22 protein-coding genes and 1 tRNA gene are annotated in these 25058 nt (G+C 42.6%); 12 read left to right on the forward strand and 11 right to left on the reverse strand.

The annotated features are described in order from the left end of the window. Positions 1-130: 130 nt before the first annotated feature. The 3 genes from NI462_RS04180 to NI462_RS04190 form a co-directional block, all read right to left on the reverse strand. Positions 131-499: an endonuclease domain-containing protein gene (locus NI462_RS04180; RefSeq protein WP_253159241.1), complete on the reverse strand. Its 369-nt coding sequence runs from the start codon at positions 497-499 to the stop codon at positions 131-133. A gap of 180 nt (positions 500-679) precedes the next feature. Beyond that, a complete protein-coding gene (locus NI462_RS04185; RefSeq protein ID WP_253159243.1) occupies positions 680-1723 on the reverse strand; it encodes a molecular chaperone DnaJ in 1044 nt (347 codons plus the stop codon). A gap of 144 nt (positions 1724-1867) precedes the next feature. Then, positions 1868-2554, reverse strand: coding sequence for a carbonic anhydrase (locus NI462_RS04190; RefSeq protein ID WP_114541195.1), 687 nt, complete (start codon positions 2552-2554; stop codon positions 1868-1870). Positions 2555-3038: 484 nt separating this feature from the next. Between NI462_RS04190 and NI462_RS04195 the strand changes: the two genes are divergently transcribed. After that, the gene (locus NI462_RS04195) at positions 3039-3716 is read left to right on the forward strand and encodes a DUF421 domain-containing protein (RefSeq protein WP_253159245.1); all 678 of its coding nucleotides are present in this window, start codon (positions 3039-3041) and stop codon (positions 3714-3716) included. Here the strand turns inward: NI462_RS04195 and NI462_RS04200 are convergent. The 3 genes from NI462_RS04200 to NI462_RS04210 all read right to left on the reverse strand — a co-directional run bounded on the left by NI462_RS04200 (position 3713) and on the right by NI462_RS04210 (position 7049). Beyond that, complete coding sequence (locus tag NI462_RS04200) at positions 3713-4414, reverse strand: HAD family hydrolase (protein WP_253159247.1); 702 nt, start codon at positions 4412-4414, stop codon at positions 3713-3715. The two genes, NI462_RS04195 and NI462_RS04200, sit on opposite strands and share 4 nt — an antisense overlap. 147 nt (positions 4415-4561) lie before the next feature. Continuing rightward, positions 4562-5674 (reverse strand): porin, encoded by a 1113-nt coding sequence (locus tag NI462_RS04205; RefSeq protein WP_004646237.1) that lies wholly within the window; start codon positions 5672-5674, stop codon positions 4562-4564. 136 nt (positions 5675-5810) lie between these two features. Beyond that, complete coding sequence (locus NI462_RS04210) at positions 5811-7049, reverse strand: MFS transporter (RefSeq protein ID WP_253159249.1); 1239 nt, start codon at positions 7047-7049, stop codon at positions 5811-5813. Between the two features lie 137 nt (positions 7050-7186). Here NI462_RS04210 and NI462_RS04215 point away from each other — a divergent pair, with 137 nt between their 5' ends. From NI462_RS04215 to putP, 5 genes are all read left to right on the forward strand, one after another. Further along, on the forward strand, positions 7187-7816 hold the full coding sequence (locus tag NI462_RS04215) for a 1-acyl-sn-glycerol-3-phosphate acyltransferase (protein WP_253112716.1): 630 nt from the start codon (positions 7187-7189) through the stop codon (positions 7814-7816). Between the two features lie 63 nt (positions 7817-7879). Continuing rightward, positions 7880-8797 (forward strand): patatin-like phospholipase family protein, encoded by a 918-nt coding sequence (locus NI462_RS04220; RefSeq protein WP_253159251.1) that lies wholly within the window; start codon positions 7880-7882, stop codon positions 8795-8797. Between the two features lie 102 nt (positions 8798-8899). Then, positions 8900-9373 carry an NfeD family protein gene (locus NI462_RS04225; RefSeq protein ID WP_005104688.1) on the forward strand — a complete coding sequence of 158 codons (474 nt, stop codon included), beginning with the start codon at positions 8900-8902 and terminating at the stop codon, positions 9371-9373. A 12-nt stretch (positions 9374-9385) separates the two neighbouring features. Continuing rightward, a complete protein-coding gene (locus tag NI462_RS04230) occupies positions 9386-10240 on the forward strand; it encodes an SPFH domain-containing protein (RefSeq protein WP_004279377.1) in 855 nt (284 codons plus the stop codon). 213 nt (positions 10241-10453) lie between these two features. Continuing rightward, entirely contained in the window at positions 10454-11944 is a 1491-nt protein-coding gene (gene putP, locus NI462_RS04235; protein WP_253159253.1) for a sodium/proline symporter PutP, read from the forward strand. Between the two features lie 82 nt (positions 11945-12026). Here putP and NI462_RS04240 read toward each other — a convergent pair whose 3' ends face one another. Both NI462_RS04240 and prpF read right to left on the reverse strand, forming a co-directional pair. Then, entirely contained in the window at positions 12027-12935 is a 909-nt protein-coding gene (locus NI462_RS04240; protein ID WP_253159255.1) for a polyprenyl synthetase family protein, read from the reverse strand. 224 nt (positions 12936-13159) lie between these two features. Continuing rightward, positions 13160-14350, reverse strand: a complete 1191-nt coding sequence (prpF, locus tag NI462_RS04245; RefSeq protein WP_253159257.1) for a 2-methylaconitate cis-trans isomerase PrpF — start codon at positions 14348-14350, stop codon at positions 13160-13162. Positions 14351-14682: 332 nt separating this feature from the next. On the opposite strand from prpF, the gene NI462_RS04250 reads away from it, so the two are divergent. The 4 genes from NI462_RS04250 (at position 14683) to NI462_RS04265 (ending at position 19596) form a co-directional block, all read left to right on the forward strand. Further along, positions 14683-16038 (forward strand): amino acid permease, encoded by a 1356-nt coding sequence (locus tag NI462_RS04250; RefSeq protein WP_253159259.1) that lies wholly within the window; start codon positions 14683-14685, stop codon positions 16036-16038. An 88-nt stretch (positions 16039-16126) separates the two neighbouring features. Then, positions 16127-16202, forward strand: a tRNA-Arg gene (locus NI462_RS04255). A gap of 337 nt (positions 16203-16539) precedes the next feature. Beyond that, positions 16540-18060, forward strand: coding sequence for an outer membrane protein transport protein (locus NI462_RS04260; RefSeq protein WP_253159262.1), 1521 nt, complete (start codon positions 16540-16542; stop codon positions 18058-18060). 315 nt (positions 18061-18375) lie between these two features. Further along, positions 18376-19596, forward strand: coding sequence for an OmpP1/FadL family transporter (locus tag NI462_RS04265; protein WP_253159264.1), 1221 nt, complete (start codon positions 18376-18378; stop codon positions 19594-19596). 63 nt (positions 19597-19659) lie between these two features. Here the strand turns inward: NI462_RS04265 and thrH are convergent, their stop codons facing one another. Further along, a complete protein-coding gene (thrH, locus tag NI462_RS04270) occupies positions 19660-20277 on the reverse strand; it encodes a bifunctional phosphoserine phosphatase/homoserine phosphotransferase ThrH (RefSeq protein WP_004646225.1) in 618 nt (205 codons plus the stop codon). A gap of 204 nt (positions 20278-20481) precedes the next feature. Here thrH and NI462_RS04275 point away from each other — a divergent pair, with 204 nt between their 5' ends. After that, positions 20482-21216 (forward strand): phosphoadenylyl-sulfate reductase, encoded by a 735-nt coding sequence (locus NI462_RS04275; RefSeq protein WP_222110450.1) that lies wholly within the window; start codon positions 20482-20484, stop codon positions 21214-21216. Positions 21217-21679: 463 nt separating this feature from the next. Next, positions 21680-23062 (forward strand): WS/DGAT/MGAT family O-acyltransferase, encoded by a 1383-nt coding sequence (locus tag NI462_RS04280; RefSeq protein WP_005251228.1) that lies wholly within the window; start codon positions 21680-21682, stop codon positions 23060-23062. A gap of 208 nt (positions 23063-23270) precedes the next feature. On the opposite strand, the gene NI462_RS04285 is transcribed toward NI462_RS04280, so the two are convergent. Together NI462_RS04285 and rng are read right to left on the reverse strand one after the other, a co-directional pair. Then, positions 23271-23444, reverse strand: a complete 174-nt coding sequence (locus NI462_RS04285; protein ID WP_004646222.1) for a PA1571 family protein — start codon at positions 23442-23444, stop codon at positions 23271-23273. Positions 23445-23576: 132 nt separating this feature from the next. Beyond that, positions 23577-25031 carry a ribonuclease G gene (gene rng / locus NI462_RS04290; RefSeq protein WP_004646221.1) on the reverse strand — a complete coding sequence of 485 codons (1455 nt, stop codon included), beginning with the start codon at positions 25029-25031 and terminating at the stop codon, positions 23577-23579. Positions 25032-25058: the final 27 nt, after the last annotated feature.

Consider the following 25058-nt stretch of genomic DNA (forward strand, 5'->3'; position numbering starts at 1 on the left):
AAAAACACTATATATAGTAAAAGATCAATTACCCTCACCCCAGCCCTCTCCCCGAGGGAGAGGGAATGTCATTGGATTTAATGCCTGCATGAATTTAGTAATGAATATTCCCTCTCCTTTTAGGAGAGGGTTAGGGAGAGGTCTGCTTTAATTCAGTACATACTTGCCATAAATGCTCTAAAACCACATCCGTCCTTCCTAAAACATCATGATTCCAATAGCGAACCACAGTTAAACCTAGCGCCTCTAAAAATTTTGTCCGTTCAGCATCATATTCAACAGCATCATCCGTGCCATGCTGACTCCCATCCAACTCAATAACCAAACCAATTTCATGACAGTAAAAATCCACAATATAGGGTGCAATCACATGCTGACGACGGAATTTAAGATTCATAAAATTCTTGGCACGTAAGACTTGCCACATCAGATGTTCTGCATCGGTAGCGGTGTGGCGCATGGATTTGGCGAATTCTAATAATTGGGGATCTATTTTCATTGTTATTTTCCCTCTCCCCTTACGAAGCAGTGCTTCTCATCCCAAAGGGAGAGGGAGTAATAGTATTTTATTTTGTATTTGCATAAATTTAATAATAGAGTTCCCTCTCCTGAGCAAGTTTTAAAGTACTGCTTTAAAACTTGCTCAGGAGAGGGTTAGGGAGAGGTAATTCTAATTAAGTTAAAGCATCCCATGCCTTAAAAACATCTCCAAGCCACTCACCTTCTTGATATACATCAACCGTTCTTTTTCTACTTTAATCTGCTGTTTGATGGCAGAAGTATCTTCATCAATCTGCTTATACAGGTCTGCAATCTGGACCTTGCCTTTCGCCTTTTTCATGGCAATTCTGGTTTTTGAAGACCAGACCAATCTATGGATCAAGGCATCAATCTGCTCTTGTAATTTCCGGCTTTGTGCATCCAAAGCCAGTTGATAGAATTTTAATTGTTCCGCACTTAAACCCTTTTTTGAAATATCCTGATCTTGCTCGATCTGCAGTTGCATTCTCAGTAACGTAAACAGGTCCTGCTCTGCATAAGCCTCATTGGCACGTTGCAATAATTCAGTTTTCTTGATTTTTTTGACATCATTTACTTCACGGTCAGGGTGAATGATGGCAGCAATTTTTAAATATACGGTTTTCAATGACTGCTCTGCCATTGCTGTTGCCTGTTCCTGTTTTTCCTGCTGGCGTTTTAATCTGGCTTCTTCACGTGCTTGCTGAAAATGATCTGATTCCCATTCTTCAAATACTTCTGCATCTGCAAAATCTGAGAGATTCTCATTCTTAAAGAATGTTTCCAGTTCATTTATTTTCTTTTGGCTTTTTCTGAATTGGGCGTGTTCGGCACGTTGCTGATAATAAGTGAAGATTTCATTCACCTTATGGGCTTCTTGCATCGACATCGCCTGAGAGTCTTTTAGATAATTTGCAAGGTACTGAATCTTTTCATCCAGCACTACCAATTCTGCCTTGGAAAATGTGGTTTCCTGCAGATGCTTCCAGAGCTGTTCCAGCTGCTTGAACAGTATGCCATGCAATTCATGGTAGACCGGCATGAAGGTTTTATGAGTATATTGCTGCAGATCTTCTTCAGCCTGTTGCCATTGGAGTAATTCCTGTTTCTGTTGCTCGATTTTATCAATCAGATGATCCAGCTTCTTCTGCTGTGGCGAAAGCGCTGTGAATGGCTGAATCATAGTTTTCAAGTCAAAGAGCATGGCAGGAGAAGGTCAAAGAAGAAATAATATCCATATTAAGTCTTTCAGCTTTCGTCACAAAGTCCTTTTCAGTGTGCCCTTTCGAAATTTGTATCAGAATTAAAAAAAAGCAGACCAAAGTCTGCTTTTTCGCTCTCATATTGATTATTCTAACACTACACGGCCATTCAAGGACTGCACCGGACGGTTATTTGGGTGTCCCATCAGTTTGGCAAATTCCGAAATCTGCTTGGCAGAAGCCTGCTGAATATCTTTCAGAATCAGCCAGCGTACTCCTTCCGAACATGGCGGTGTAGTCAGCGAGCCGCTAAAGCGATAATAATCCAGATTTTTAGGCAACATCTGATTCACAGCTTGTGGCGTTTTCAAAACCACTTTCTCGCCCTGCTTTTTCGGTAAACGGTTCCACATGCGTTTGAGCATCTGGCTTTCTGCACCCTGCTCGAACATCATCCCCACGACAGCCAGCTCACCTTTGGCATTGGCATGGACAAAGTGGATTTCCAGTGGATAGCTTTTACCCTTGATCAGGTTTTCACTCGGACTATGCAAATGAAATTGCTTTAGTACAAAGGTATCGCCATCCAGCTGCAATTCACCACCTTGCGCAAAATCCACCTGAACAGTATGACCTTTATTTTCGATCGCATGAATCATGGTGTTATAGCTGAACTTGAGCGGTTCCAGTTCTGCTTTCACTGTTCGCTCGATATTGATCGGTGACTGGTTCAGACCGTTACAGGCCGAATATTTCTGGCTCAAAGTCGACCATTGCTCAGGCTGAGTATAATCCCAATCCGCATCTGCCCAGACTGCTGTACTTAAACCCATAACCGTTAAAAGCGTGAATATTTTTTTCACAATAGATCCCTTGTTGGAAGTCAAAATCACAATTTTTAATTTAAAAACAGTTTATTAACCTGGTGTAATCACTCTATTTTTCAGGCCACAAACTACAGATTTTTATAGAGATGAAGTGATTTGCTTACAAATTTCTAAACACTCCTGGTTCTTCAAAACACATTATTGAGAATATATATTGATAGATTTCAAATGGATAATACTTTTATAGATTTAAAAATAGACAGCAGAGAATGTGACCTTCTTCAAATTTAATCTGCTGATTTTTTATGCATTATTTACATGAAATCTCTATCTTATTTTCAATAGATCAAATAGCTAGATTTTTAAGTTCAAGCTTCTTTTTTTAAATAGAATCTATCTTTATTCATAAACTTACATAAACACAGCAGCAAATAAAATACTGATATTGCTAGACTCGAGCCAAAGAGCAAAATGAGGATCAAGAATTTAAATGGACTGGGCCACGATATTTATACATGACACCACTTGGGAGTTTACCGCAGAAATTTTGCTGCGTTGTGCCCTGATGTACACGATGATTATCCTGTTTCTGCGCCTGACCGGAAAACGCGGGGTACGTCAGCTTTCCATCTTCGAAGTCGCTATCATTTTGAGCTTGGGTTCGATTGCCGGCGACCCGATGTTTACTGAAGATATTCCCCTGATTCAGGCAGTTCTGGTGATGTCGGTGATTATTATCATGTACCGCCTGACCACCTGGCTCATGATGAAATATCAGTGGTTTGAAGACCTACTGGAAGGTAAACCGATTTATATCGTAGAAGATGGCGTGCTGGTCGTTGAAGAAATTAAAAAAGGTAAGATGTCACATGATGAATTCTTTGCCGAAATGCGCCAGCAAGGCGTAGAGCATCTGGGTCAGGTACGCACCGGTTTACTGGAAACTGACGGTAAGTTCAGTATCCTGTTCTTCAAATCGGATGAGGTTCGGCCTGGGCTGCCACTTTTCCCTAAAACCTGTTCTATAGTCCAACAGGTCAAGGCCGGGCAATTATATGCCTGCATTTACTGTGGACAGGTACAAACCCTTTCGCATGCCGACCAGCAATGTCCGCGCTGTGATTCTGCGCAATGGGCCGAAACGATTGACTATTTAAGAATCACTTAAGCGCGATTTAATAACTGCAAATGGACAAAAATTTCCGGCAGTTGCTGAATTTTATATTGGATATGTTCAGCATCTGCATGAAAGCCTTGCATCCATAATGCATGCATTCCGGCCTCTGTAGCTCCCTGTACATCATTAATTGGATGGTCGCCAATATACAGGCACTGTGCAGGCTGCACGCCTAGACGCTCTGCAGTGATCTGGAATATTTCCGGCTGTGGTTTGTTAAAACCCACCAGCCCGGAACTGATGATCTCATCAAAATAAGTTTCAATACCCAAACCCCGAATCGTATTTAAACGGGTGTCATGTCCACCATTGGAAACAATGGCCAGCTGATAACCCTCATCTTTCAGCTGCGTTAATACTTGCTCTGCTGCCGGCATTTCTACGGCGAAACGGCCAAACTGGCTAAACCAGAACTGGGCCAGTTCATCTATGCTCGGGGGATTTAACCAAGGCAGTTCCTGCAACAACGCATAAGCAGCCGAAGCGCCAATACTGCCATGCGTGAGCAGTTCCTTTTTAGGATAACCACCATTATCGATACGCCGTACAATCTCGATAATTTTATCTGAATCGACCTGTTTCAATGCTGGCGCATAGTATTCTGCCAGATAACGGCTATAAGCCTGTGCAGTCAGATCACGATGGGTCAAGGTATTGTCGAGGTCAAATAAAACGGCTTGAATAGGCATAATTTTCAAAACGAAATGCTGAAACTTTCAATCATGGTAACAGTCCGAAACTCGTTAGATCAGACATAAAATTGCTAAGTTTTGTTGTTTTAAGCATAAAAAAAGCGATGCCAAAGCATCGCCTTTTCTTAGAGTACAAAATCTAAATTAGAATTTGTATTCTAAGCCTGTACCAACAACTGGTTGTTTAGTTTCTAAAGAACCACGCTCAAGTGTTAGATAACCGGCATAACCATATGCTTTCACTTGTTTACTAAATGCGTAATCTGCACCAACAAAGATCTGCTGTGCTTCATAATCGGCAGTATTATCTTTGAAGCTTGTAGTGTTTTGGCTGTATTGACCTTTAACTGTCCAAGCTTTTGCATTTGGAAGATTATATTCAGCACCAATTAACCAACCTTGAGCATCATCAATAAGCAAATCAACTGCTTTAGAAGCTGCATCCACATCCGCCACTTCTGAAGTTTGATAAAGAGCTTTAAGCGCTAAACCACCATCTAGATTTACACGGCCAATTGCACGAATGGTATTTGCAGCAGCAAATAAAGTACCGCCCGTTACTTCTGGAGCAGAAGCATTATCAAAACCGCGCCCTAAGAAGTTAGTCGGAATTGCTTTGTCATAAGCAACACCTGCTACAACTACTGGGCTGTCATATACTACAGAAGCAGACCAAGCATCACCTAAACCACGATTTGCAGTTTTAACTACACCTTTATCAGATTTAATTCCTGAATTTTCACCAGTTGCCAATAAAGCATTCACTTTAATAGCACCTTGAGGCAAGGCAATAGCTGGAGCTTCATACACTACAGCATTCGCTACTCGGCTTTCACCAGTGAAAATACCACTTACATCAGCACGGTTACCTACATAATTATTGAAGGTATCTACCGGGCTAGACAATTGTTTTAATGGAGTGTCATGTGCACCAATTTTTAAAGTACCAAGTTTTGCATCTTTTAAACCAACAAAACGGTTACGTTTAGACCAGTCGTCACCCTCACCATCAGAGTTAAAAGCCCATTCAATTGCATAAATTGCGCTTAGGCGATCCGTTAACTTTTCATCCCCTTTTAAACCAACGAATGAGCTATTTGAACTTAGTTCAATTACATCTTTGTCAGATACTGGTGAAGCATTATCTTCAGGTAAATAATCTACTGATGCATCAATCTCACCATAAAAAGTTGGTGCTGCAAAAGTTGTCCCCGCCAAAAGGCTGAATGCAATTGCTGTTGCTAACTTAGTTTTCATCAAAAATATCCTTAATTTATTTTGTAACAAATAATACACACGGCGCTTATATTACAAAATTATTAAATTAATATTTATATATTCTATTTAGTACTTTAGGCTAACATTCAACCAAATAGTTGATTATTTAGAAATTTTATACTTTTTCTGCAACTTTCATCCATCGGAAAATTGGAATTAAACTGAAAATTGCTATGATCACGATCAGGTTTAGATAATTTTGATAGCCTAAAGCATCTCCAAAAATGCCACTCAGGCTATAAAGTCCCCCACTTACCGTGGCCATCAGCGCCACCTGAAAGGTAAAATCAGTACCGGCCAGATACTTGCGACTGTATTGCATGACCAAGGTCAGCATGACCACCAAAAGCATGGCAGAGATCATGTCTTCGGCGGCATTAATCAGATATATCATCCAGTTTTCTACTTTTTTTTGGGTTTCATACTGGGCAGCCAGCCAGGCGTAGGCCATTAAGCCCAATATTTTTAAAATTGAGAAAACGATCAAACTCCGGCTGCGCGACCAGTACTTCAGACACCAGCCAGCCAATCCTGCTCCAATCAGTGCCGCAAATGCACCAAACATGGTGACATAAAGGCCAATCTGGCTAAAGCTCAGTCCGAGATCTACCATTAAAGGTTTTAATAAAGGCCCGGATAAACCATCGGCGATCTTAAAGGTCAGTAAAACCAGAAGCCACCTCGCCAAGGTTAAATCTGACCAGAAGTATTGAAAATAGGTTTTTATATTGCTGAGTGCAGGTCCTTTATCAGCTGGTGTGATAATTTTTGAATGCTGAGGTTCTTTAAAAAAGAAAATGGGTAAAGTATTAAGAAAGACCAGAGCTGCCAATAATAGAAAGGTAGCTTGCCATTGCAACAGATCGAGCAACCATAATATTGCTCCACCTCCGACAATGAATCCTAGACGTGAACCAATCACCTGAAAGGTATTGCCCCAATGCTGTTGCTCATGATTCAGAATGTTCACTGCCAATGCATCGGTGGCAATATCCTGCGTCGCGCCAATGCCATTCATCAACAAAAGCGTGATAAAAAACAGCAGTAAATACAGTGGCTGGTTTAAAGCCTGAATGGGTAGAAAAGAAAGTCCAATCAATACAGCAACTGACAGCCATTGCAGGGGAATAATCCAGCTACGGTAATGACCTTTGGCGATTGATCCATGTCGATCGACCCAAGGTGCCCAGAATATTTTAATCGACCAAGGCAGCATTAACAGGCCAAAGCCCCCGATATGCGCCAGCGATACCCCTTCAGCCCGCAGAATGACCGGCAAGGCATGCGTCATAAATCCGACCGGAAGCCCCTGTGCCCAATATAGCGAAAACAGTAAAATATAGGTATTCCGCATATTTAGGCCAAGTCCTTAAGGTGAAAATGCATCAACAGCATTTAAGATGCTATACATTTTGCCAATGATCCGGATTTTACAACAGTCTAATATAATAAAAAATAAAGAAAAATTAGTTTCAGGAAGAGACATAAGCAATGGCCCAGACACGTTTCCCCCAACTCCCGCCGCATGTGCCATCCCGCGGCAGCAAGCTGAGCCGGACTTTTTTCAGGCAGCTTTTTTTGGGCCAAGGCTGGCGTCTGGAAGGTGAATTTCCAGACTTACCTAAAGCAGTCGCGATTATTTCTCCGCACACCTCCAATATTGATGCATGGCTGGGTTTTAATGCCTTGCTTGGTCTCGGTATTCAGATTACGATTTTTGGTAAAGACAGCCTGTTTCGTACACCGCTAAAACCGGTACTGGAATGGATTGGCGTCGTTCCTGTCGTCCGAGATAGTCCACAAGGTCATACCCGACAGATTGTCGAGATTATTGAAAAATCAGAACAGATCTGGGTCGGTATGGCACCGGAAGGTTCACGTAAGGCACCAGAAAAAATTCGCAGCGGTTTTTATCATATTGCCAAGGCAGCTCATTTGCCGATTGTGATGTTTTCCTTTGATTATGATATCAAGACCATTCATATCCTGGGCGTGTACCATCTGACCGGTGATTATGAATACGACCTGGAACAGATTTATCAGCATTACGAAGGTAAATTCTCGGCCAAAAATCCAGACTGGGTGGCCAAGCCGTTACAAAAGCTTTTGAAAAAAGACTAGGCAAATACGGCTTTTTTTGATGTGATAGCCTGAATTTTGTTGATTTAATCACCAGTTTTTATAATGAAATTAGCTCGTTATGCCTTAATTGGCTGTCTTGGATTCAGTCTTGCAGCCTGTGATAAAGCCACTAAATCATCCACGCCTGCCACGCCAATAAAAGCCCGTGAACCTGTCGTCGCCATTGCCCTCGGTGGTGGCGGTGCCAAAGGTTTTGCCCATATTGGCGTCATTAAAGTGCTAGAGTCGCATGGCATTAAACCAAAAATTGTCACAGGCACCAGTGCCGGCAGTTTTGTCGGCAGTTTGTATGCCAGTGGCAAATCGCCTTATCAGTTACAGCAGATTGCCCTGAATTTTAAGGAATCCGATATCCGTGACCTCACTTTAAATCGGCAAGGAATTATTGCCGGACAAAAATTGCAGGATTTCGTCAATAAAAATGTGGCGAACAAACCGATTGAACAATTCCCAATTCGTTTTGCTGCAGTTGCCACTCGCCTGGACAATGGCCGTAAAGCTGACTTTATTAAAGGCAATGCCGGACAGGCGGTTCGAGCATCCTGCAGTATTCCGAATGTGTTTGTGCCTGCCGTGATTGGCGGCACCAAATATGTTGACGGTGGCCTGGTCAGTCCGATTCCGGTCAAGACCGCCAAAGATATGGGAGCAGATATTGTCATTGCCGTGGATATTTCTGCACGCCCAGATGGCAATAAAGCCCTCAACATGTGGGGTGTACTGGATCAGACCCTGAATATTATGGGACAGCAAAGTATTAATGAAGAGTTGAGTCAGGCCACTGTGGTGATTCAACCCAAAGTTGGACATATTGGTACTTTAGACCTGAAAGCCAGCAATGCCACCATTCTGGAAGGTGAAAAAGCGGCTCAGCTGAAAATCCGTGCTATTGAAAAAGCCATTAGCAACTTTAAGCAGTCTCCTGCGGCATTTAAACCGCCACGTCCGGCAAAATTTTGATGCACGATTTTTTTATATTCATCTGCGGCCGCATCTGCTACATTGAAGATCAATCATATAAAGATGATGATTAATTAAATACTTAGCGATATAGGTCACGATATGGAATTAGTTCTTGAACCTTGGCACTGGTTTGTATTAGGCATCCTTCTGATTCTATCGGAATTACTACTGCCCGCATTTGCTGCCCTGTGGTTCGGGATCGGTGCCATCATGGTTGGCGTCCTGTACTGGATGTTCCCGATGATGGGACTGACGACCCAGCTCCTGACCTGGATCGTACTTTCTGTTCTGTGTACGCTGCTCTGGTTTAAGTTTATCAAGCCACTTTCCATTGATAAGACCAAAGCCGGTCTATCGCGTGAAGCGACCATTGGTCAGGTGGGCATGGTGATTCAGACTAATCTGGATCATGGGCAAATCCGGGTGCGCTTTCCGATGCCAGTTTTAGGTTCGGATGAATGGGAATGCCGAACTCTGGACCCAGTTCAGGTCGGAGACCGCGTTCGCGTCGTAGATATTCTGGGTAATGACCTGGTCGTACAACCCCACAGCACGAATTATCAAAATCAATAAGGTGAATAAGCTATGTCTGGTGGTTCTATCATTGTTATCGCGTTTTTGGCCTTTGTTGCGATTACCATTTTTAAAGGTGTGCGGATTGTGCCGCAAGGCTACAAATGGATTGTACAGCGTCTCGGTAAATACCACACCACGCTAAATCCGGGTCTAAATTTTGTCATTCCTTATGTCGATGAAGTCGCTTATAAAGTCACAACCAAAGATATCGTTCTGGATATTCCCTCACAGGAAGTGATTACCCGTGATAACGCGGTCCTACTGATGAATGCCGTGGCCTATATCAACCTGACCACACCAGAAAAAGCCGTGTACGGGATTGAAAACTATTCCTGGGCGATTCAGAACCTAGTACAAACCTCACTTCGTTCGATTGTCGGTGAAATGGATCTGGATGATGCGCTATCTTCACGTGACCATATCAAGGCACGTTTGAAATCCAGTATTTCCGATGATATCTCGGACTGGGGTATTACCTTGAAAACTGTAGAAATTCAGGATATTAAACCTTCTATTACCATGCAGACTGCAATGGAAGAACAGGCAGCAGCTGAACGTCAGCGTCGTGCGACAGTCACCAAAGCTGACGGTGAAAAACAGGCCGCAATTCTGGAAGCGGACGGCCGTCTGGAAGCCTCACGCCGTGATGCTGAAGCACAAGTGGTGCTGGCTGAGTCTTCACAACGTGCAATTGACATGGTGACTTCTGCCATTGGCGATAATGAAATTCCGGTCGCCTATTTACTGGGTGAACAGTATATTAAAGCCATGCAGGATATGGCCAAATCGCCAAATGCCAAGACCGTGGTACTTCCAGCCGATGTGTTAAATACGATCCGCGGTGTCATGGGTCGCCCTAACTAATTTATCTTTTGACTTTATATATAGGCAGCCCGAGGGTTGCCTATTTTTATTCGCGCAAGAAAATCTCAGCAAAAAATGTGAATTTATGGTTAAATTTCGCGTTTATTTTTGAAATCTACTGGATTTGATGTTGCCTGGCTTTCGGATTAAAGCTTTTCGCAGCTGTCTTATTCCTTATTTCGATCTACTGTCCAACTTAAAAATGGATACCGTATGAGCTCCCTAAATCCAACCTTAATTACTTTTCTATTCTATATTGTCGCAATGGTGGTGATCGGCCTGATGGCTTATCGCGCGACAAGCAACTTTTCCGATTACATCTTAGGGGGCCGACGTTTAGGGAGTTTCGTAACTGCACTTTCTGCAGGGGCTTCCGACATGAGTGGCTGGCTACTGATGGGCCTGCCCGGTGCGATTTATCTTTCCGGTCTGTCTGAAATGTGGATTGCCATCGGCCTGGTTATTGGTGCCTGGCTCAACTGGCTGCTGGTCGCTGGCCGTTTACGCGTACATACTGAAGTTCAGCACAATGCCCTGACCCTGCCGGATTATTTCTCGAATCGTTTTAACGACCAGAAGAAAATCCTGCGTATTGTTTCGGCTTTCGTGATTCTGATTTTCTTTGCGATTTACTGTGCTTCCGGCATGGTTGCAGGTGCGCGTCTGTTCGAGAGCATGTTTGACATGTCTTACAGCACCGCGCTCTGGATCAGTGCCATTGCCACCATCAGCTATGTATTTATTGGTGGTTTCCTGGCTGTGAGCTGGACCGATACCATTCAGGCGGGGCTGATGATCTTTGCCCTGTTGCTAACGCCAATCGTAACGTTAATGGCGTTCTCGGATATGTCCCAGGTGACTTTGGCACTGGAGGCTGCTCGTCCTCAAGCAATGAATATTCTGGGTGATCTCAGCCTTGTTGCGATTATTTCTCTGCTCGCCTGGGGTCTAGGTTACTTTGGTCAGCCGCATATTCTGGTGCGCTTCATGGCTGCAGATTCAGTCAAATCCATTCCAAATGCACGTCGTATTGGCATGACCTGGATGATTCTGTGTCTGGGCGGTGCAGTCGCAGCCGGCTTCTTCGGTATTGCTTATTTCGAGCAGCATCCAGAACTGGCAAGCGTGGTGAATGCCAATCCTGAAACCGTATTTATGGAACTGACCAAAATCCTGTTTAACCCATGGATTGCAGGTGTAGTTCTGGCGGCGATTCTGGCGGCAGTAATGAGTACTTTAAGCTGTCAGTTATTGGTCTGTTCAAGCACCTTGACAGAAGACTTCTATAAATCTTTCCTGCGTAAAAATGCCTCGCAAAAAGAACTGGTCTGGGTTGGCCGTTTGATGGTACTGCTGATTGCCTTGCTGGCGATCTGGATGGCGGGTAATCCTGAATCTAAAGTTCTGGGTCTGGTGGCTTATGCCTGGGCAGGTTTTGGTGCCGCTTTTGGCCCGCTGATTATCCTGTCATTGTTCTGGAAACGCATGACTTTGAATGGTGCTTTGGCCGGTATGATCGTGGGTGCAGTCGTGGTTATTTTCTGGAAGAACCTGTTTGCTGACACTGGCCTGTATGAAATCGTTCCTGGTTTTATCTGTTCAATGCTGACGATTGTGGTGGTGAGCCTGATGGGTAAAGCACCAACAGCAGAAATTACTAACCGTTTTGAAGAAGCTGAACGCCTGTATAACGAAAGCAAATAATTCTGTATCAACTAAAAAGAGGACTTCAAGTCCTCTTTTTTATGGAATTACTTTAAACCTTTTAAGGAAAATAATGCTCCAATCAGCTTTTGCGCGTGAGCAGGAACTGGGTAATTTGCATCAACTCTTCCGCCTGACCTTCAAAATGGTTCAAGGCATTGATCGCCTGATCATGTAATTGCTGGGCATACGCTTGGGCCTGCTCCAGACCCATCAATGCCGGATAGGTTGATTTTTCAACCTGTTCATCTTTACCTGCAGTTTTCCCCAACACGTCGGTATCGGAAATAATATCCAGAATATCATCCTGTACCTGGAAGGCCAGACCAATCGCCTGTCCAAACTCACGTAATTTAGGAATGGCCAGATCAGTGCCATCAAAAATAGTCACCGCCGCCATCATGATCGCGGCGCTAATCAAAGCACCGGTTTTATTGCGATGGATGGTTTCCAGTGCTTGCTGATCGATTTTCTTACCTTCAGACTGCAAATCTAAAACCTGACCATTCACCATTTTCGAGGAAGCAGTTGCCAGAATCTGCATCTGCTTCAGTACAATAGAAGCTTCTACCGCTGGCCCCTGATCAAACAGACGGCTACCCAAAATTTCAAAAGCCATAGACTGCAGGATATCACCTGCCAAAAGCGCAGTATCTTCTCCATAAGCCACATGGCAGGTTGGCTGGCCACGGCGCAGCAAATCATTGTCCATACATGGCAGATCATCATGGGCCAGTGAATAGCAGTGAATAAACTCGATCGCAACCGCTGCACGGCGCACTGCAGCGTTATTTTGATTCGGTTTTAATGCGGCGGTGGCATAGCATAGCGCTGGACGTACTCGTTTACCGCCAAGCATCACAGCATGATGGACTGCCGACCTTAACGGTTCCGGAATGGCAAAGGCTTCCAGAGCGGTCAATAAATCCTGTTGAATGCGGTGTTGTGCTTGAGTGAGTGCATGGGTTGATACGTCAGTGATAGATGACACATTCGCCTCGAATACGTAGTCCAGAAGAATAAAATAACAAGCGAATAAATGCCTGTACGCTGATCAGGCATTGTACCTAGAAATGCCTTGAATTTTCAGCCATAAATCGTATTGTTCTGCTGAAATTTGCTATTGAACATCAAATAAGCAAGTTAGAGATTTTAGACCATAAAAAACCACCGCAGAACCGGTGGTTTTATTCAGGCTAAATGTATGCACAGCATTTAAACGAGAACATCTTCTGGTACGCGCACCCAGCCTTCCATCAAGACACGGGCACTACGGCTCATAATCGCTTTCTTCACTTTCCACTCACCATTTTCAAAACTTGCTTGTGCACCCACTCTCAATGTCCCGGAAGGATGACCGAAACGCACCGCTTCACGCTCTACCCCGCCTGCGACCCGGTTCACCAATGTTCCGGGAATGGCAGCTGCCGTACCAATAGCCACTGCAGCCGTGCCCATCATGGCATGATGGAGTTTACCCATAGACAAGGCCCGAACCAGAATATCGGTATCTGATTCAGTGACAGTTTTGCCACTTGAAGAAGTATAGCTACTCGGTGGTGCAACAAAGGCAATTTTTGGCGTGTGTTGTCGGGTTACGGCTTCTGCAATATCCTGAATCAGTCCCATCTGTTTGGCTGCATAGGCACGAATCGTTTCGAACTTTGTCAGGGCTGCCACATCATTATTGATATGATCCTGAAGCTCGGTGCCCTTATAGCCTAGATCCCCCGCATTTAAAAATACCGTGGGAATACCGGCATTAATCATGGTCACTTCAAAGCTGCCAATATTTGGCACTTCCAAAGTATCGACCAGATTACCTGTTGGAAACATCGAACCGCCTTCAGCATCGTCATCGGCTGGATCCAGAAACTCGATCTGCACTTCGGCCGCAGGAAAGGTTACGCCATCCAGTTCGAAATCACCCAGCTCCTGCACTTGACCATTTTGCATCGGCACATGCGCGATAATGGTTTTCTGGATATTGGCCTGCCAGATACGTACCGTGCATAACCCATTTTCAGGAATACGTTCAGCCTCCACCAGACCATTAGAAATAGCGAATGCACCTACTGCCGCAGTCAGATTGCCACAGTTGCCACTCCAGTCCACAAAAGGACGGTCAATTGACACCTGACCAAATAAATAATCGACATCATGATCAGCGTGTTGGCTTTTTGACAGGATCACCGTTTTACTGGTACTGGAACTGGCGCCACCCATGCCATCAATCTGTTTCCCGTATGGATCGGGGCTACCAATCACGCGCAGCAAAAGCTGATCACGAATTCGGCCCGGCTGTTGTGCCTGTGCAGGCAGGTCATCTAGCTTAAAGAAAACACCTTTACTGGTGCCTCCACGCATATAGGTTGCAGGAATCTTGATTTGGGCGGCAAAACTCATGAATTATTTCATCCTTTGACTTATCTTTGTTTTCGTACGGGTTATTCAATATTTATATTCAAAGTATAGTATGTTGAAAGCAGAACTGCTTGACTGCCAGACCTTAGTATAAAAAAACGGCATTTGTATTTTATCCAAGAAAACAGAGAACTCGTCAGTAACAGTTTCAATAAAATTAATATATTGATTCATTTATATTTTATTTCAGTTATTTATATGAATATTTTTTATCATTCCTCCAACAATATTTCATTCTTAGGATGGACTAGGCTTCTTTAGTCTGATCAATTACAATCAGCCACTTATCATTTTCCATTGTCGGGCTGAACACTTTGAATAACGAGTCTTCACAACTTCAGCGTGGCTTAAAGAACCGTCATATTCAGTTGATCGCCATGGGCGGTGCAATTGGCACAGGCTTATTCTTAGGTTCCGCACAGGTGATCCAATCTGCGGGTCCTTCTATTATTTTAGGCTATGCCATTGGGGGCCTGATTGCATTTTTAATCATGCGTCAATTGGGTGAGATGATTGTTCATGAACCTGTCGCAGGTTCATTCAGCCATTTTGCTTATAAATACTGGGGAAAATTCCCCGGTTTCCTTGCGGGTTGGAACTACTGGATTCTGTATATCCTGGTAGCCATGACCGAACTTACCGCAGTTGCGAAATATATCAACTATTGGTGGCCGCATATTCCAGCCTGGGCATCGGTACTGTTTTTCTTTATCGTGATTACACTGGTCAACCTCGGCAATGTGAAATTCTACGGTGAATCAGAATTCTGGCTTTCCATCATTAAAGTGACTGCAGTCATCTCGATGATTGTCTTTGGCTTGTATCTGATCCTGACTGCTGATCCTTCTTCAGGCGCATCTTTTAGCAACCTCTGGACCGCGGGCGGTTTCTTCCCGAATGGTTTTGAAGGTCTGTTCTACATGCTGGCCTTCCTGATGTTTGCCTTCGGTGGTATTGAGCTCATTGGTATGGCGGCTGCAGAAGCTGAAAATCCGGAAAAAACCATTCCGAAAGCCATTAATCAGGTGGTTTTCCGTATTCTGATTTTCTATGTCGGTGCCTTGACGATTCTGTTGTCACTCGTGCCTTGGAATCAGCTGGAGCTGGGTGGTCTGGACAAAAGTCCGTTCGTGATGATTTTCAGCCAGCTTGGCATTGACTGGGCAGCACACTTACTGAACTTTATTATCCTGACAGCAGCACTGTCTGTGTATAACAGTGGTATGTACGCTAACAGCCGTATGCTTTACGGTCTGGCTCAACAAGGAAATGCACCTAAAATCTTCATGAAAGTGAATAAGCAAGGTACGCCAATTCCTGCTGTATTGTTCTCTGCCGTGCTGATTTTCGGCTGTGTGCTACTCAACTACTTCGTGCCTGAAGATGCCTTAAGCCATCTGATTTACATCGTAGTCGGTGCATTGGTATTGAACTGGGCCATGATTACCCTGACCCATCTTAAGTTTATTCAGAGCATGAAAAAGCTGGGACAGAAGACTTCTTTCCCTGCGCTATGGTCTCCGGCAGGCAACATTCTGGTTCTTGGTTTTATTCTTACGATTCTTTACATCATGTGGACGCAAGGATTCCAGGAATCTATTTTGATGATCCCGCTTTGGATTGTGGTCATGTTCGGTCTGTTTAAGTTACTTAAGCCTAAAAATACCTAGACAACTCCTGTAGCTATGAGTCCTTAAAAGTTATTGCTTCGGCAATAACTTTTTTTTGTATTTTTTACAGTACAATAGCCTTCTTTTCGCGCCCTTAGCTTAACTGGATAGAGCAGTTGCCTCCTAAGCGACCGACGTGGGTTCGAGTCCCGCAGGGCGCACCATCCTTTCAAAATGTGATCTATACCTCAAAAAATTAGCGTTAATCTTCATATTTTTAGAATATTTTTTATACAAAAAGTCATTTTTTCTTCATTATTTTATTTCTTTTACTTTCAAATACTTATTTCAAAATGAGGCTATTTTTTGGTGTAAAAACTCTATTTTGATGCTTTTTTAGACTAATGAGTTTTTTCTAGAGCATTTACTCTTATTTTAATTGTGCTATTTTTGTCACATGGAGTAACAAATGATTGCGGATAAATACCCGAAATCTCCAAGAATTTAATAAGTGCAAACAACAACGCTAGATATAAATTTGTACCTCAAGGAAAGACGTAAATGAAATTAAAAACATTAACTACTGCAATGATTCTTGCAACTGTGCCTATGACAGGCGCATTTGCAGCAGCACTAGATCGTTCAGGCCAATCTATTGCAGCCTTCCTACAACCTGGTAACTATTTTGAAGCAGGTATTTCTGTTTTAGATGCAGATGTCTCAGGACAAGAAGCTGGCGAATTAGACACACGTCGTTCAATTAGCGATATGGCTGACAGCTATTATTTTCCTAATGCTGCATTAAAATTACAACTTACAGATAAGTTTTCATTTGGTCTCTTATATGACCAACCTTTTGGTGCAAATGCAGAATATAGCGGTAATAACGCTTTTGTATCTCAAGGAACTGACCAAGTTCTCACTCCATCAAGTATCGCGAATATTACTCAAAATTCAGTTAGTCAATTAGTGCAAGCAGCTGGAGCTAGTTTTGCTCCAGCTTTGACTGCTGTTACAGCAGCTGCACCAGCAGGCACTCCACAGCAGAGCTTAGTACTAGGTGCTTTACAGCAAGTTGCTGCATCAAATCCAATCGTTGCAGCAGGCTTACAACAATTACAAGGAACTCAAACTGCTTTAGTGAATGCTAATGCTGCATTAGGTCAAGGCAATACTGAGGTTGAGGTACATACACAAAATCTTAGTTTTGTTTTTGGCTACCAACCAACCCAAAACTGGAATATCTATGCAGGACCAGTATATCAAACTGTTAAAGGCGACTTAAAATTACGCGGACAGGCATATAGTATTTTTAATGGCTATGATGCAAATTTCAAAGAGACAGGAGACTTAGGATGGTTAGCAGGTATGGCTTTCCAAATTCCTGAGATTGCCTTAAAAGCTTCTTTAACTTATCGCTCTGAAATCGACCATAATGCGAGCACTACTGAAAGATTATCAGTTTTAAATAATCCTCTTGCTGCTGCATCAGTTACAGGACTCTTAAATGGTTTAGGTGTACCAACTACTTATACAGATGCAATGACTGAACCTGGTAAAACCAAAATTACTACTCCGCAATCTGTAAACTTAGACTTCCAAACAGGTATCATGGCAGATACCGTAGCATTTGCTAATGTACGTTGGGTAGAGTGGTCTAATTTCTCTATTCGCCCATACCAGTTTGGTAAAATAAGTGAAGCTGTTGGACAATTAGATTCTGTGAATCGTCCAGATGGTTTCCACGTAGTTGAATATGATAAAGATCAATGGTCTGCAACAGTAGGTGTAGGTCGTAAGCTTTCTGAGCAATGGGCTGGGAATGTCTCTGTGGGTTGGGATTCTGGTGCAGGTAATCCAGTTTCAACACTTGGACCAACAGAAGGTTATTGGAATGTTGGTTTAGGCGTTCAATTTAGTCCTACTCCAGCTACATTTATTGCTGGTGGTGTGAAATACTTCTGGTTAGGTGATGCAGAATCACAAACTGCAGCTCAAGTCGGTGAAGATAACCGTATTGTTGGTGACTTCAGCGATAACCATGCAATCGCATATGGCTTAAAAATGGGCTACCGCTTCTAAGCTCTGATTAAATAAAAAACCACTTTCGAGTGGTTTTTTATTTTTTAACTCTAATTTTATACACTTGCATATCATTCGATTATTTTACCATCAATTAAAATTAATAAAGTTTTAGTTCTTTTACACTATTTTTAATAATTTAAATTTACTATTTTTCATACACTTGAGTTAATAAAATTAGTATAAAAACTCTAAGCAAGCTCTTTCCTTAACCGCATTAGTTCATTTCTCCAACAGAGCTGAGTATTTACTCTTTTTGAAATTATGTTACTTTTCCAGCACATTTTTGTTACAGATGGCATCAGGGAACGTACCATGAAGCTCAATAAAATTTATTCTGCTATTTTACTTAGCACTTTACCTCTTTCTGCAGTTCAAGCAGCTGGCTTAGACCGTTCTGGTCAATCTATTTCTGCTTTTTTACAGCCGGGTAACTATGCGGAAGCAGGTATTTCTGTTTTAGATCCAGAAGTTCAAGGTAAAGACAATGCCGGCAATAAAGTCAGCGATATGGCTGAAGATTACTACTTCCCTACTGCTGCTATAAAAATTCAGGCAACTGATAAAATATCTCTGGGTTTACTTTATGACCAGCCATTTGGAGCTGACTCTCAATATGCGCCTGAATCTAATGCTTTTGCTACAGTAAATACCAATACTGGTGTATTGGAAGGCACTTCTGTTGAAGTAAAAACCAATAGCATTACAGCACTTATAGGGTATCAGCCAAATGAGAACTGGAATGTTTATGCCGGACCTGTCTATCAAAGCGTAAAGGCGAAAGTCTCCCTACGTGGTACAGCTTATAGAGGCCCGCAAGTTCTTGGCGGTTATGATATTGACCTTAAAGAAAGTGAAGCTTACGGTTGGTTAGCTGGTTTTGCATATTCTATTCCTGAAATTGCCTTAAAAGCTGCTGTGACTTATCGCTCTGAAATTAAACATGAATTAGATACCACAGAAACCTTCGGTTTTGGTACAGATGGGGCTTTATATATTCCTGGATTAACTGGCACATTATTGGGTAAACCAGTAATTCCAACTTACCATAAAGCGGAAATTACTACACCACAATCAGTCAACATTGACTTACAGTCAGGCATTGCAAAAAATACCTTAGCCTTTGCTAATATTCGCTGGGTACATTGGGATCAGTTTGCAGTAAAACCTGCTTATTTATCTCAGCTAACTGGCGCACTCACCGGAAAACAGCAGAATCTTGTCGATTATTCAGATGATCAATGGTCTGCAACAGTAGGTTTAGGTCGTAAATTTAATAATAAATGGTCAGGTTCAGCTTCTGTAGGTTATGACTCAGGAGCGGGCAACCCTGTAACAACCCTAGGTCCAACTGAAGGCTACTGGAATGTAGGTTTAGGCGGTCAATACAGTCCAGCTGAAAATTACTTTATCCAAGCTGGTGTCAAATACTTCTGGCTAGGTGATGCAACTGCACAAACTGGTGGAAATCCAGTTGGAAAATTTGAAGACAATCATGCAATGGGTTATGGTTTAAAAATCGGTTATCGCTTCTAATTCAAGCGAACCCAATAAAAAAGGCGCATATTGCGCCTTTTTTTATTGCTTAAATTTTAATACTTAAGCTGGAATATCACGTACTGAAGCATTACGAATCGCTTCTTTTAACGCATCATAACCACGAATTGGCGGGAATTGTGGGAATTCAGCAATCACGTTCTCAGGGGCATCAAACAGGAAACCATGATCTGCTTCACCTAGCATCGTAGTATCGTTATAAGAATCCCCTGCCGCAATCACACGAAAATTCAAACCATGCAGTGCTTTAACAGCTTGACGTTTTTGATCTGGCTGACGGAGTTTATAAGCCGAGATCATGCCTGCTTCATCTGTTTCCAGTTTATGACAGAAAATCGTCGGCCAATCCAGTTGCTTCATCAATGGATGTGCAAATTCATAGAAAGTATCTGAAAGAATAATTAATTGAAAATGCGTACTCACCCATTTCACAAATTCTTTTGCTCCTGGGAACGGCCCCATTTCTGCAATCACTTCCTGAATATCGTTCAAGCCTAAACCGTGCTGTTTTAAAATATTCAGACGTTGGGTCATCAGTACATCATAGTCAGGAATGTCACGAGTCGTCGCTTCAAGCTCTTTAATACCGGTTTTTTTGGCAAAGTTAATCCAGATTTCTGGAACCAACACACCTTCTAAATCTAGACATACGACTTCCATGAACATTCCCTCTAAGTTGTATTGAAAAAATTTTGCACTATCATAGCTGAAGCAACAGATTTTGTACTGTACTTTTTTAAATCTATTTTTTTCATAAGTATTTATTTTTTAGTGATAAGTCAATTAAATCAATTCTATTAAAATAGATGTGAAATTAATTTATATAGGCCATGTCCTTTCTAAGCCTATATCGCCAGGACTCTCATGACCATCATTCCTACTATTGATCGTATCGATGCGCTTGCATCTGAATATGCAGATAAATCGCCCAATGAAATTTTGGCACTTGCACTGAGCCAGCAAGGTGAAATTGCGATTTCATTTTCTGGTGCTGAAGATGTTGTATTGATTGATATGGCATCGCATCTCGGTAAACCGTTCCGGGTATTCAGTCTGGATACTGGCCGTCTACATGCAGAAACCTATCAGTTTATTGAACGGGTGCGTAAGCATTACAACATCGAGATTGAAATCTGCTTCCCTGAAACGGATGCAGTACAGAATTTAGTGACCACCAAAGGTTTATTCAGTTTCTTTGAAGATGGTCATCAGGAATGTTGCGGTATACGCAAGGTTCAACCGCTACGTAAAAAACTGGCGACGCTGGATGGCTGGATTACTGGTCAGCGCAAAGACCAAAGTCCGGGTACACGCAATGAAATTCCTGTGGTTCAGGCAGATTCAGGTTTTTCCGGTCCGGGAAAACAGTTGATCAAGTACAATCCTCTAGCCAACTGGTCCAGTGCAGATGTCTGGAGTTATATCCGTATGATGGAAGTCCCTTATAATGCCCTGCATGAGAAAGGTTTTGTTTCTATCGGCTGTGAGCCTTGCACCCGCCCTGTGCTGCCAAATCAGCATGAACGCGAAGGCCGCTGGTGGTGGGAAGAAGCCACCCATAAAGAATGTGGCTTACATGCTGGCAATCTAAAAAAATAAAGTTAAGTTTTATCGTTCCTATTGATTGAAAGACTATTTTTTAATAAAGATAGTCTTTTTTAATTGATAATTTTACATTTAGTGACAAGATAGAAATTACCTTTTATCGGGATAATATTATTTTAATTAAAGAATTGATAAAATTTTAGCTCATTGATTTATTTGCATAAAATGTGAAATGGAACACAATGCTATTCTTCTAATAACACATAATTATTAAGTTACACTCCACTTCGCCTAGTAAATACTATTTTTAGAAAACTATTTTAAAACTAAAATTTTCACATTTCATAAACTTAGGAAGATATTTTGTTCTTGTCAATAGCCACTTTTTCACAGTTGAGGCAAGATAAAGCAGTTCATTTATATGCTAAAAAAGATATACTTTAAAAACTAAAGTAATAATTCTAACAAGGCTTTTTAGCAAAAAAGCCATAGAGAGTGCAGTGAGGCAATCCACGCTATGCGTCCATTACATCCAATTGATTTTATTTTCTTAACCTTAGAGAAACGGCAGCAGCCTATGCATGTAGGTGGACTATTTTTATTCCAAATTCCCGACAATGCGCCAGCTTCCTTTATTCAGGATCTAGTCACGGATATCCAAAATTCAAAATGCTCTCCAATTCCACCTTTTAACAATTATTTAAACGGCCTGTTTTGGGATGAAGACCAAGAATTTGATTTAGATCATCATTTTCGTCATATTGCCCTGCCAAAACCGGGCCGTATCCGTGAATTGCTAACCTATATTTCTCAAGAACATAGTGCCCTGATTGATCGTGCCAAACCTTTATGGACCTGTCATATTATTGAAGGCATTGAAGGAAACCGTTTTGCCATGTATTTCAAAATTCACCATGCTATGGTGGATGGAATCGCTGGCATGCGTCTGGTAGAAAAGTCGCTTTCACATGATCCAAATGCCAAGAGTATTGTACCGCCATGGTGTGTGGAAGGCCCACGTGCCAAACGCCTTAAAGCACCTAAAGTGAACAGGTTTAAAAATGTCCTGCAGACCATTAAGGGGCAACTGGAATGTGCGCCACGAGTTGCTTATGAACTGTCGCAAACCGTCATGAAAGATATGGGACGCAATCCGGATTATGTATCCAGCTTTCAGGCGCCAAGCAGTATTCTGAATCAACGCGTCAGTGCTTCACGTCGCTTTGCAGCCCAGTCTTTCGAATTTTCACGTTTACGTCATATTTCTAAGGCATTGGGCGTGACCATTAATGATATCGTCCTGGCCATTTGTTCAGGTGCATTACGTGAATATTTATTATCGCAAAATGCCTTACCGAAAAAACCGTTAATTGCTATGGTTCCAGCTTCTGTTCGCAGTGACGATTCAGATATATCCAACCGTATTACCATGATTCTGGCCAATCTGGGCACGCATAAAGAAGATCCGCTAGAACGTCTCAAGATCGTACGCCGCAGTGTGCTGAGTGCCAAAGAGCGCTTCAAACGCATGAATGCCAACCAGATTTTGAACTATAGTGCCTTTGTCTATGGTGCAGCAGGTCTGAATATTGCCTCCGGTTTAATGCCGACACGTCAGGCGTTTAACGTGATTATTTCCAATGTACCTGGACCACAAGAGCCCCTTTACTGGAATGGTGCCCGTCTTGAAGCACTTTATCCGGCTTCTATCGTACTGGATGGTCAGGCCTTGAATATCACCATGACCAGCTATTTAGACAAACTGGAAGTCGGCTTGACCGCATGTCGTAATGCCCTGCCGAAAATGCAGAACTTGCTGACACATCTGGAAGAAGAAATTCAACGTTTTGAACTTATTGTAGATGGCGAACCTGTCCCAAAGTTACGGGCGGTAAGCTAGCCGCGGATGAATAAATAAAATAGATGGATTGTCAAAGGTGTTGATCATTTTTGCCAGTCTTTGAGCACAGAATAAAGGGACCGATCTGGTCCCTTTTGTTTATTTTTTGGAATCTTTTTAAATTATTTTAGAAATTTTGGATGACTTCTCTATTTAAACGTCTATCCAAATCATTTTTTGACAAGTTAAAAACAATGCACAAATATAATCAGCTTTTAATAGTACGGCACTGTTGTAATAATTGATGGCAGACGTTACGGATCATGCTCGCGGTAATCTGAACTTCATTACCGCGCTCATCAACGATATATCCCGCATGTACAGTCTTTGGTTCTAATACGTGTTTTAGACCTTTATGGATTACTGCTTTACTCATACTCATCACACACCCCTTTTGCTAAGCCTGAAACTGGGAGAAACGGCTTTGGCTAATTCATGCATCTAGTATTGTAAATAAAGGCCCGGTTGTAAAATTTCAGATGTAACAAGTGTTTAACGATATTCTGTTACAATTTCAGCTGAGAATGATATCGTATTGCTCTTGCGTATATAGATTTTCCACCTGAAACTTAATCACGCGATTAATGAAATGTTCTAGATCAGCGACTGCAGGCGCTTCTGCCGTCAATAATCGATCAATGACAGCCGGATGCGCGACAACAGTAAAGCCACTCTGTGACTCATAAGCACGAGCATAACGCAGAATCTCCCTGAATATTTCGTAACATACTGACTCGGCTGTTTTGACATAACCGCGTCCTTGACAGGTCGGACAAGACTCGCACAGCAGATGTTCCAGCGACTCACGGGTGCGTTTCCGGGTCATTTCCACCAAGCCCAGTTCTGATACCTGAGTAATCTTGGTCTTGGCATGGTCACGTTCCAGCATGCGCTCAAACTGTTTCATCACTTCTTCACGATGCTGCGCTTCCTGCATATCGATGAAGTCGATGATAATAATGCCGCCGAGATTACGCAGACGTAACTGACGCGCGATAACATCCGTCGCTTCCATATTGGTTTTAAAAACCGTATCTTCCAACGAACGGCCACCAACATAAGAACCGGTATTGACATCAATTGTGGCCATGGCTTCAGTCTGGTCAATCATCAGATAACCGCCAGACTTCAATGCGACACGAGTTTGCAATGCCTTTTGCAGATCTTCTTCGACATTATACAAGTCGAAAATTGGCCGCTCGCCCGGATAATGCAGCAAACGGTCTTTCATGTTCGGGACAAATTCTTCGACAAATTCCTGCAATTTGGCATGAATTTCACGTGAATCCACGTAAATTTTAGCAGTTTCTTCATTGGCCAGATCACGAATCACCCGTTGCGGCAAAGGCAATTCTTCAAAGATCAAAGACGGTACTGCAATAATCTTCTGCTTGCGCTGGATATATTCCCAAAGCTTGGCCAGATAAGCCATATCCTGTGCGATGGCTTCTTCTTCAATCCCTTCTGCCGCAGTACGCACAATCACTGAACCCGGCAGCTTATGTTCTGCCTGAATCCGCTCAATGATGGAACGCAAGCGATTGCGCTCTTCCTCAGATTCAATCCGTTGTGATACACCTATATGATTGCCATATGGCATCAGCACCAAATAACGCGAAGGAATCGACAGATCGGTAGACAGGCGTGCGCCTTTGGTACCGAGCATATCTTTCATCACCTGAACCGTGAGGACTTGTCCCGGTTGAAGTAACTCAAAGACATTCGGCGTCGGTTGATTGCGGGGCCAGACCATATCATTGATATGTAAAAACGCAGTACGAGAAAGTCCGATATCCACGAAAGCAGCCTGCATGCCGGGTAAGACCCGCACCACTTTTCCTTTATAGACATTCCCTACCAGGCCACGCTTAGCCGTACGCTCGACAAACAGTTCATTGACCGTGCCGTTTTCAATTAACGCGACCCGACATTCCATCGGCGTGACATTAATCAACAACTCGTCAGACATAACTACACTCAAAACATTATAAGAATT

This window comes from Acinetobacter lwoffii (genome assembly GCF_024129715.1).
Taxonomy (GTDB): Bacteria; Pseudomonadota; Gammaproteobacteria; order Pseudomonadales; family Moraxellaceae; genus Acinetobacter; species Acinetobacter lwoffii_U.

What these genes read in the sequence shown, in the direction of transcription:
- NI462_RS04180 (WP_253159241.1), bottom strand. Translation starts at nt 499, where the DNA reads ATGAAAATAGATCCCCAATTATTAGAATTCGCCAAATCCATGCGCCAC.
- NI462_RS04185 (WP_253159243.1), bottom strand. Translation starts at nt 1,723, where the DNA reads ATGCTCTTTGACTTGAAAACTATGATTCAGCCATTCACAGCGCTTTCG.
- NI462_RS04190 (WP_114541195.1), bottom strand. Translation starts at nt 2,554, where the DNA reads ATGGGTTTAAGTACAGCAGTCTGGGCAGATGCGGATTGGGATTATACT.
- NI462_RS04195 (WP_253159245.1), top strand. Translation starts at nt 3,039, where the DNA reads ATGGACTGGGCCACGATATTTATACATGACACCACTTGGGAGTTTACC.
- NI462_RS04200 (WP_253159247.1), bottom strand. Translation starts at nt 4,414, where the DNA reads ATGCCTATTCAAGCCGTTTTATTTGACCTCGACAATACCTTGACCCAT.
- NI462_RS04205 (WP_004646237.1), bottom strand. Translation starts at nt 5,674, where the DNA reads ATGAAAACTAAGTTAGCAACAGCAATTGCATTCAGCCTTTTGGCGGGG.
- NI462_RS04210 (WP_253159249.1), bottom strand. Translation starts at nt 7,049, where the DNA reads ATGCGGAATACCTATATTTTACTGTTTTCGCTATATTGGGCACAGGGG.
- NI462_RS04215 (WP_253112716.1), top strand. Translation starts at nt 7,187, where the DNA reads ATGGCCCAGACACGTTTCCCCCAACTCCCGCCGCATGTGCCATCCCGC.
- NI462_RS04220 (WP_253159251.1), top strand. Translation starts at nt 7,880, where the DNA reads ATGAAATTAGCTCGTTATGCCTTAATTGGCTGTCTTGGATTCAGTCTT.
- NI462_RS04225 (WP_005104688.1), top strand. Translation starts at nt 8,900, where the DNA reads ATGGAATTAGTTCTTGAACCTTGGCACTGGTTTGTATTAGGCATCCTT.
- NI462_RS04230 (WP_004279377.1), top strand. Translation starts at nt 9,386, where the DNA reads ATGTCTGGTGGTTCTATCATTGTTATCGCGTTTTTGGCCTTTGTTGCG.
- putP (WP_253159253.1), top strand. Translation starts at nt 10,454, where the DNA reads ATGAGCTCCCTAAATCCAACCTTAATTACTTTTCTATTCTATATTGTC.
- prpF (WP_253159257.1), bottom strand. Translation starts at nt 14,350, where the DNA reads ATGAGTTTTGCCGCCCAAATCAAGATTCCTGCAACCTATATGCGTGGA.
- NI462_RS04260 (WP_253159262.1), top strand. Translation starts at nt 16,540, where the DNA reads ATGAAATTAAAAACATTAACTACTGCAATGATTCTTGCAACTGTGCCT.
- NI462_RS04265 (WP_253159264.1), top strand. Translation starts at nt 18,376, where the DNA reads ATGAAGCTCAATAAAATTTATTCTGCTATTTTACTTAGCACTTTACCT.
- thrH (WP_004646225.1), bottom strand. Translation starts at nt 20,277, where the DNA reads ATGGAAGTCGTATGTCTAGATTTAGAAGGTGTGTTGGTTCCAGAAATC.
- NI462_RS04275 (WP_222110450.1), top strand. Translation starts at nt 20,482, where the DNA reads ATGACCATCATTCCTACTATTGATCGTATCGATGCGCTTGCATCTGAA.
- NI462_RS04280 (WP_005251228.1), top strand. Translation starts at nt 21,680, where the DNA reads ATGCGTCCATTACATCCAATTGATTTTATTTTCTTAACCTTAGAGAAA.
- NI462_RS04285 (WP_004646222.1), bottom strand. Translation starts at nt 23,444, where the DNA reads ATGAGTATGAGTAAAGCAGTAATCCATAAAGGTCTAAAACACGTATTA.
- rng (WP_004646221.1), bottom strand. Translation starts at nt 25,031, where the DNA reads ATGTCTGACGAGTTGTTGATTAATGTCACGCCGATGGAATGTCGGGTC.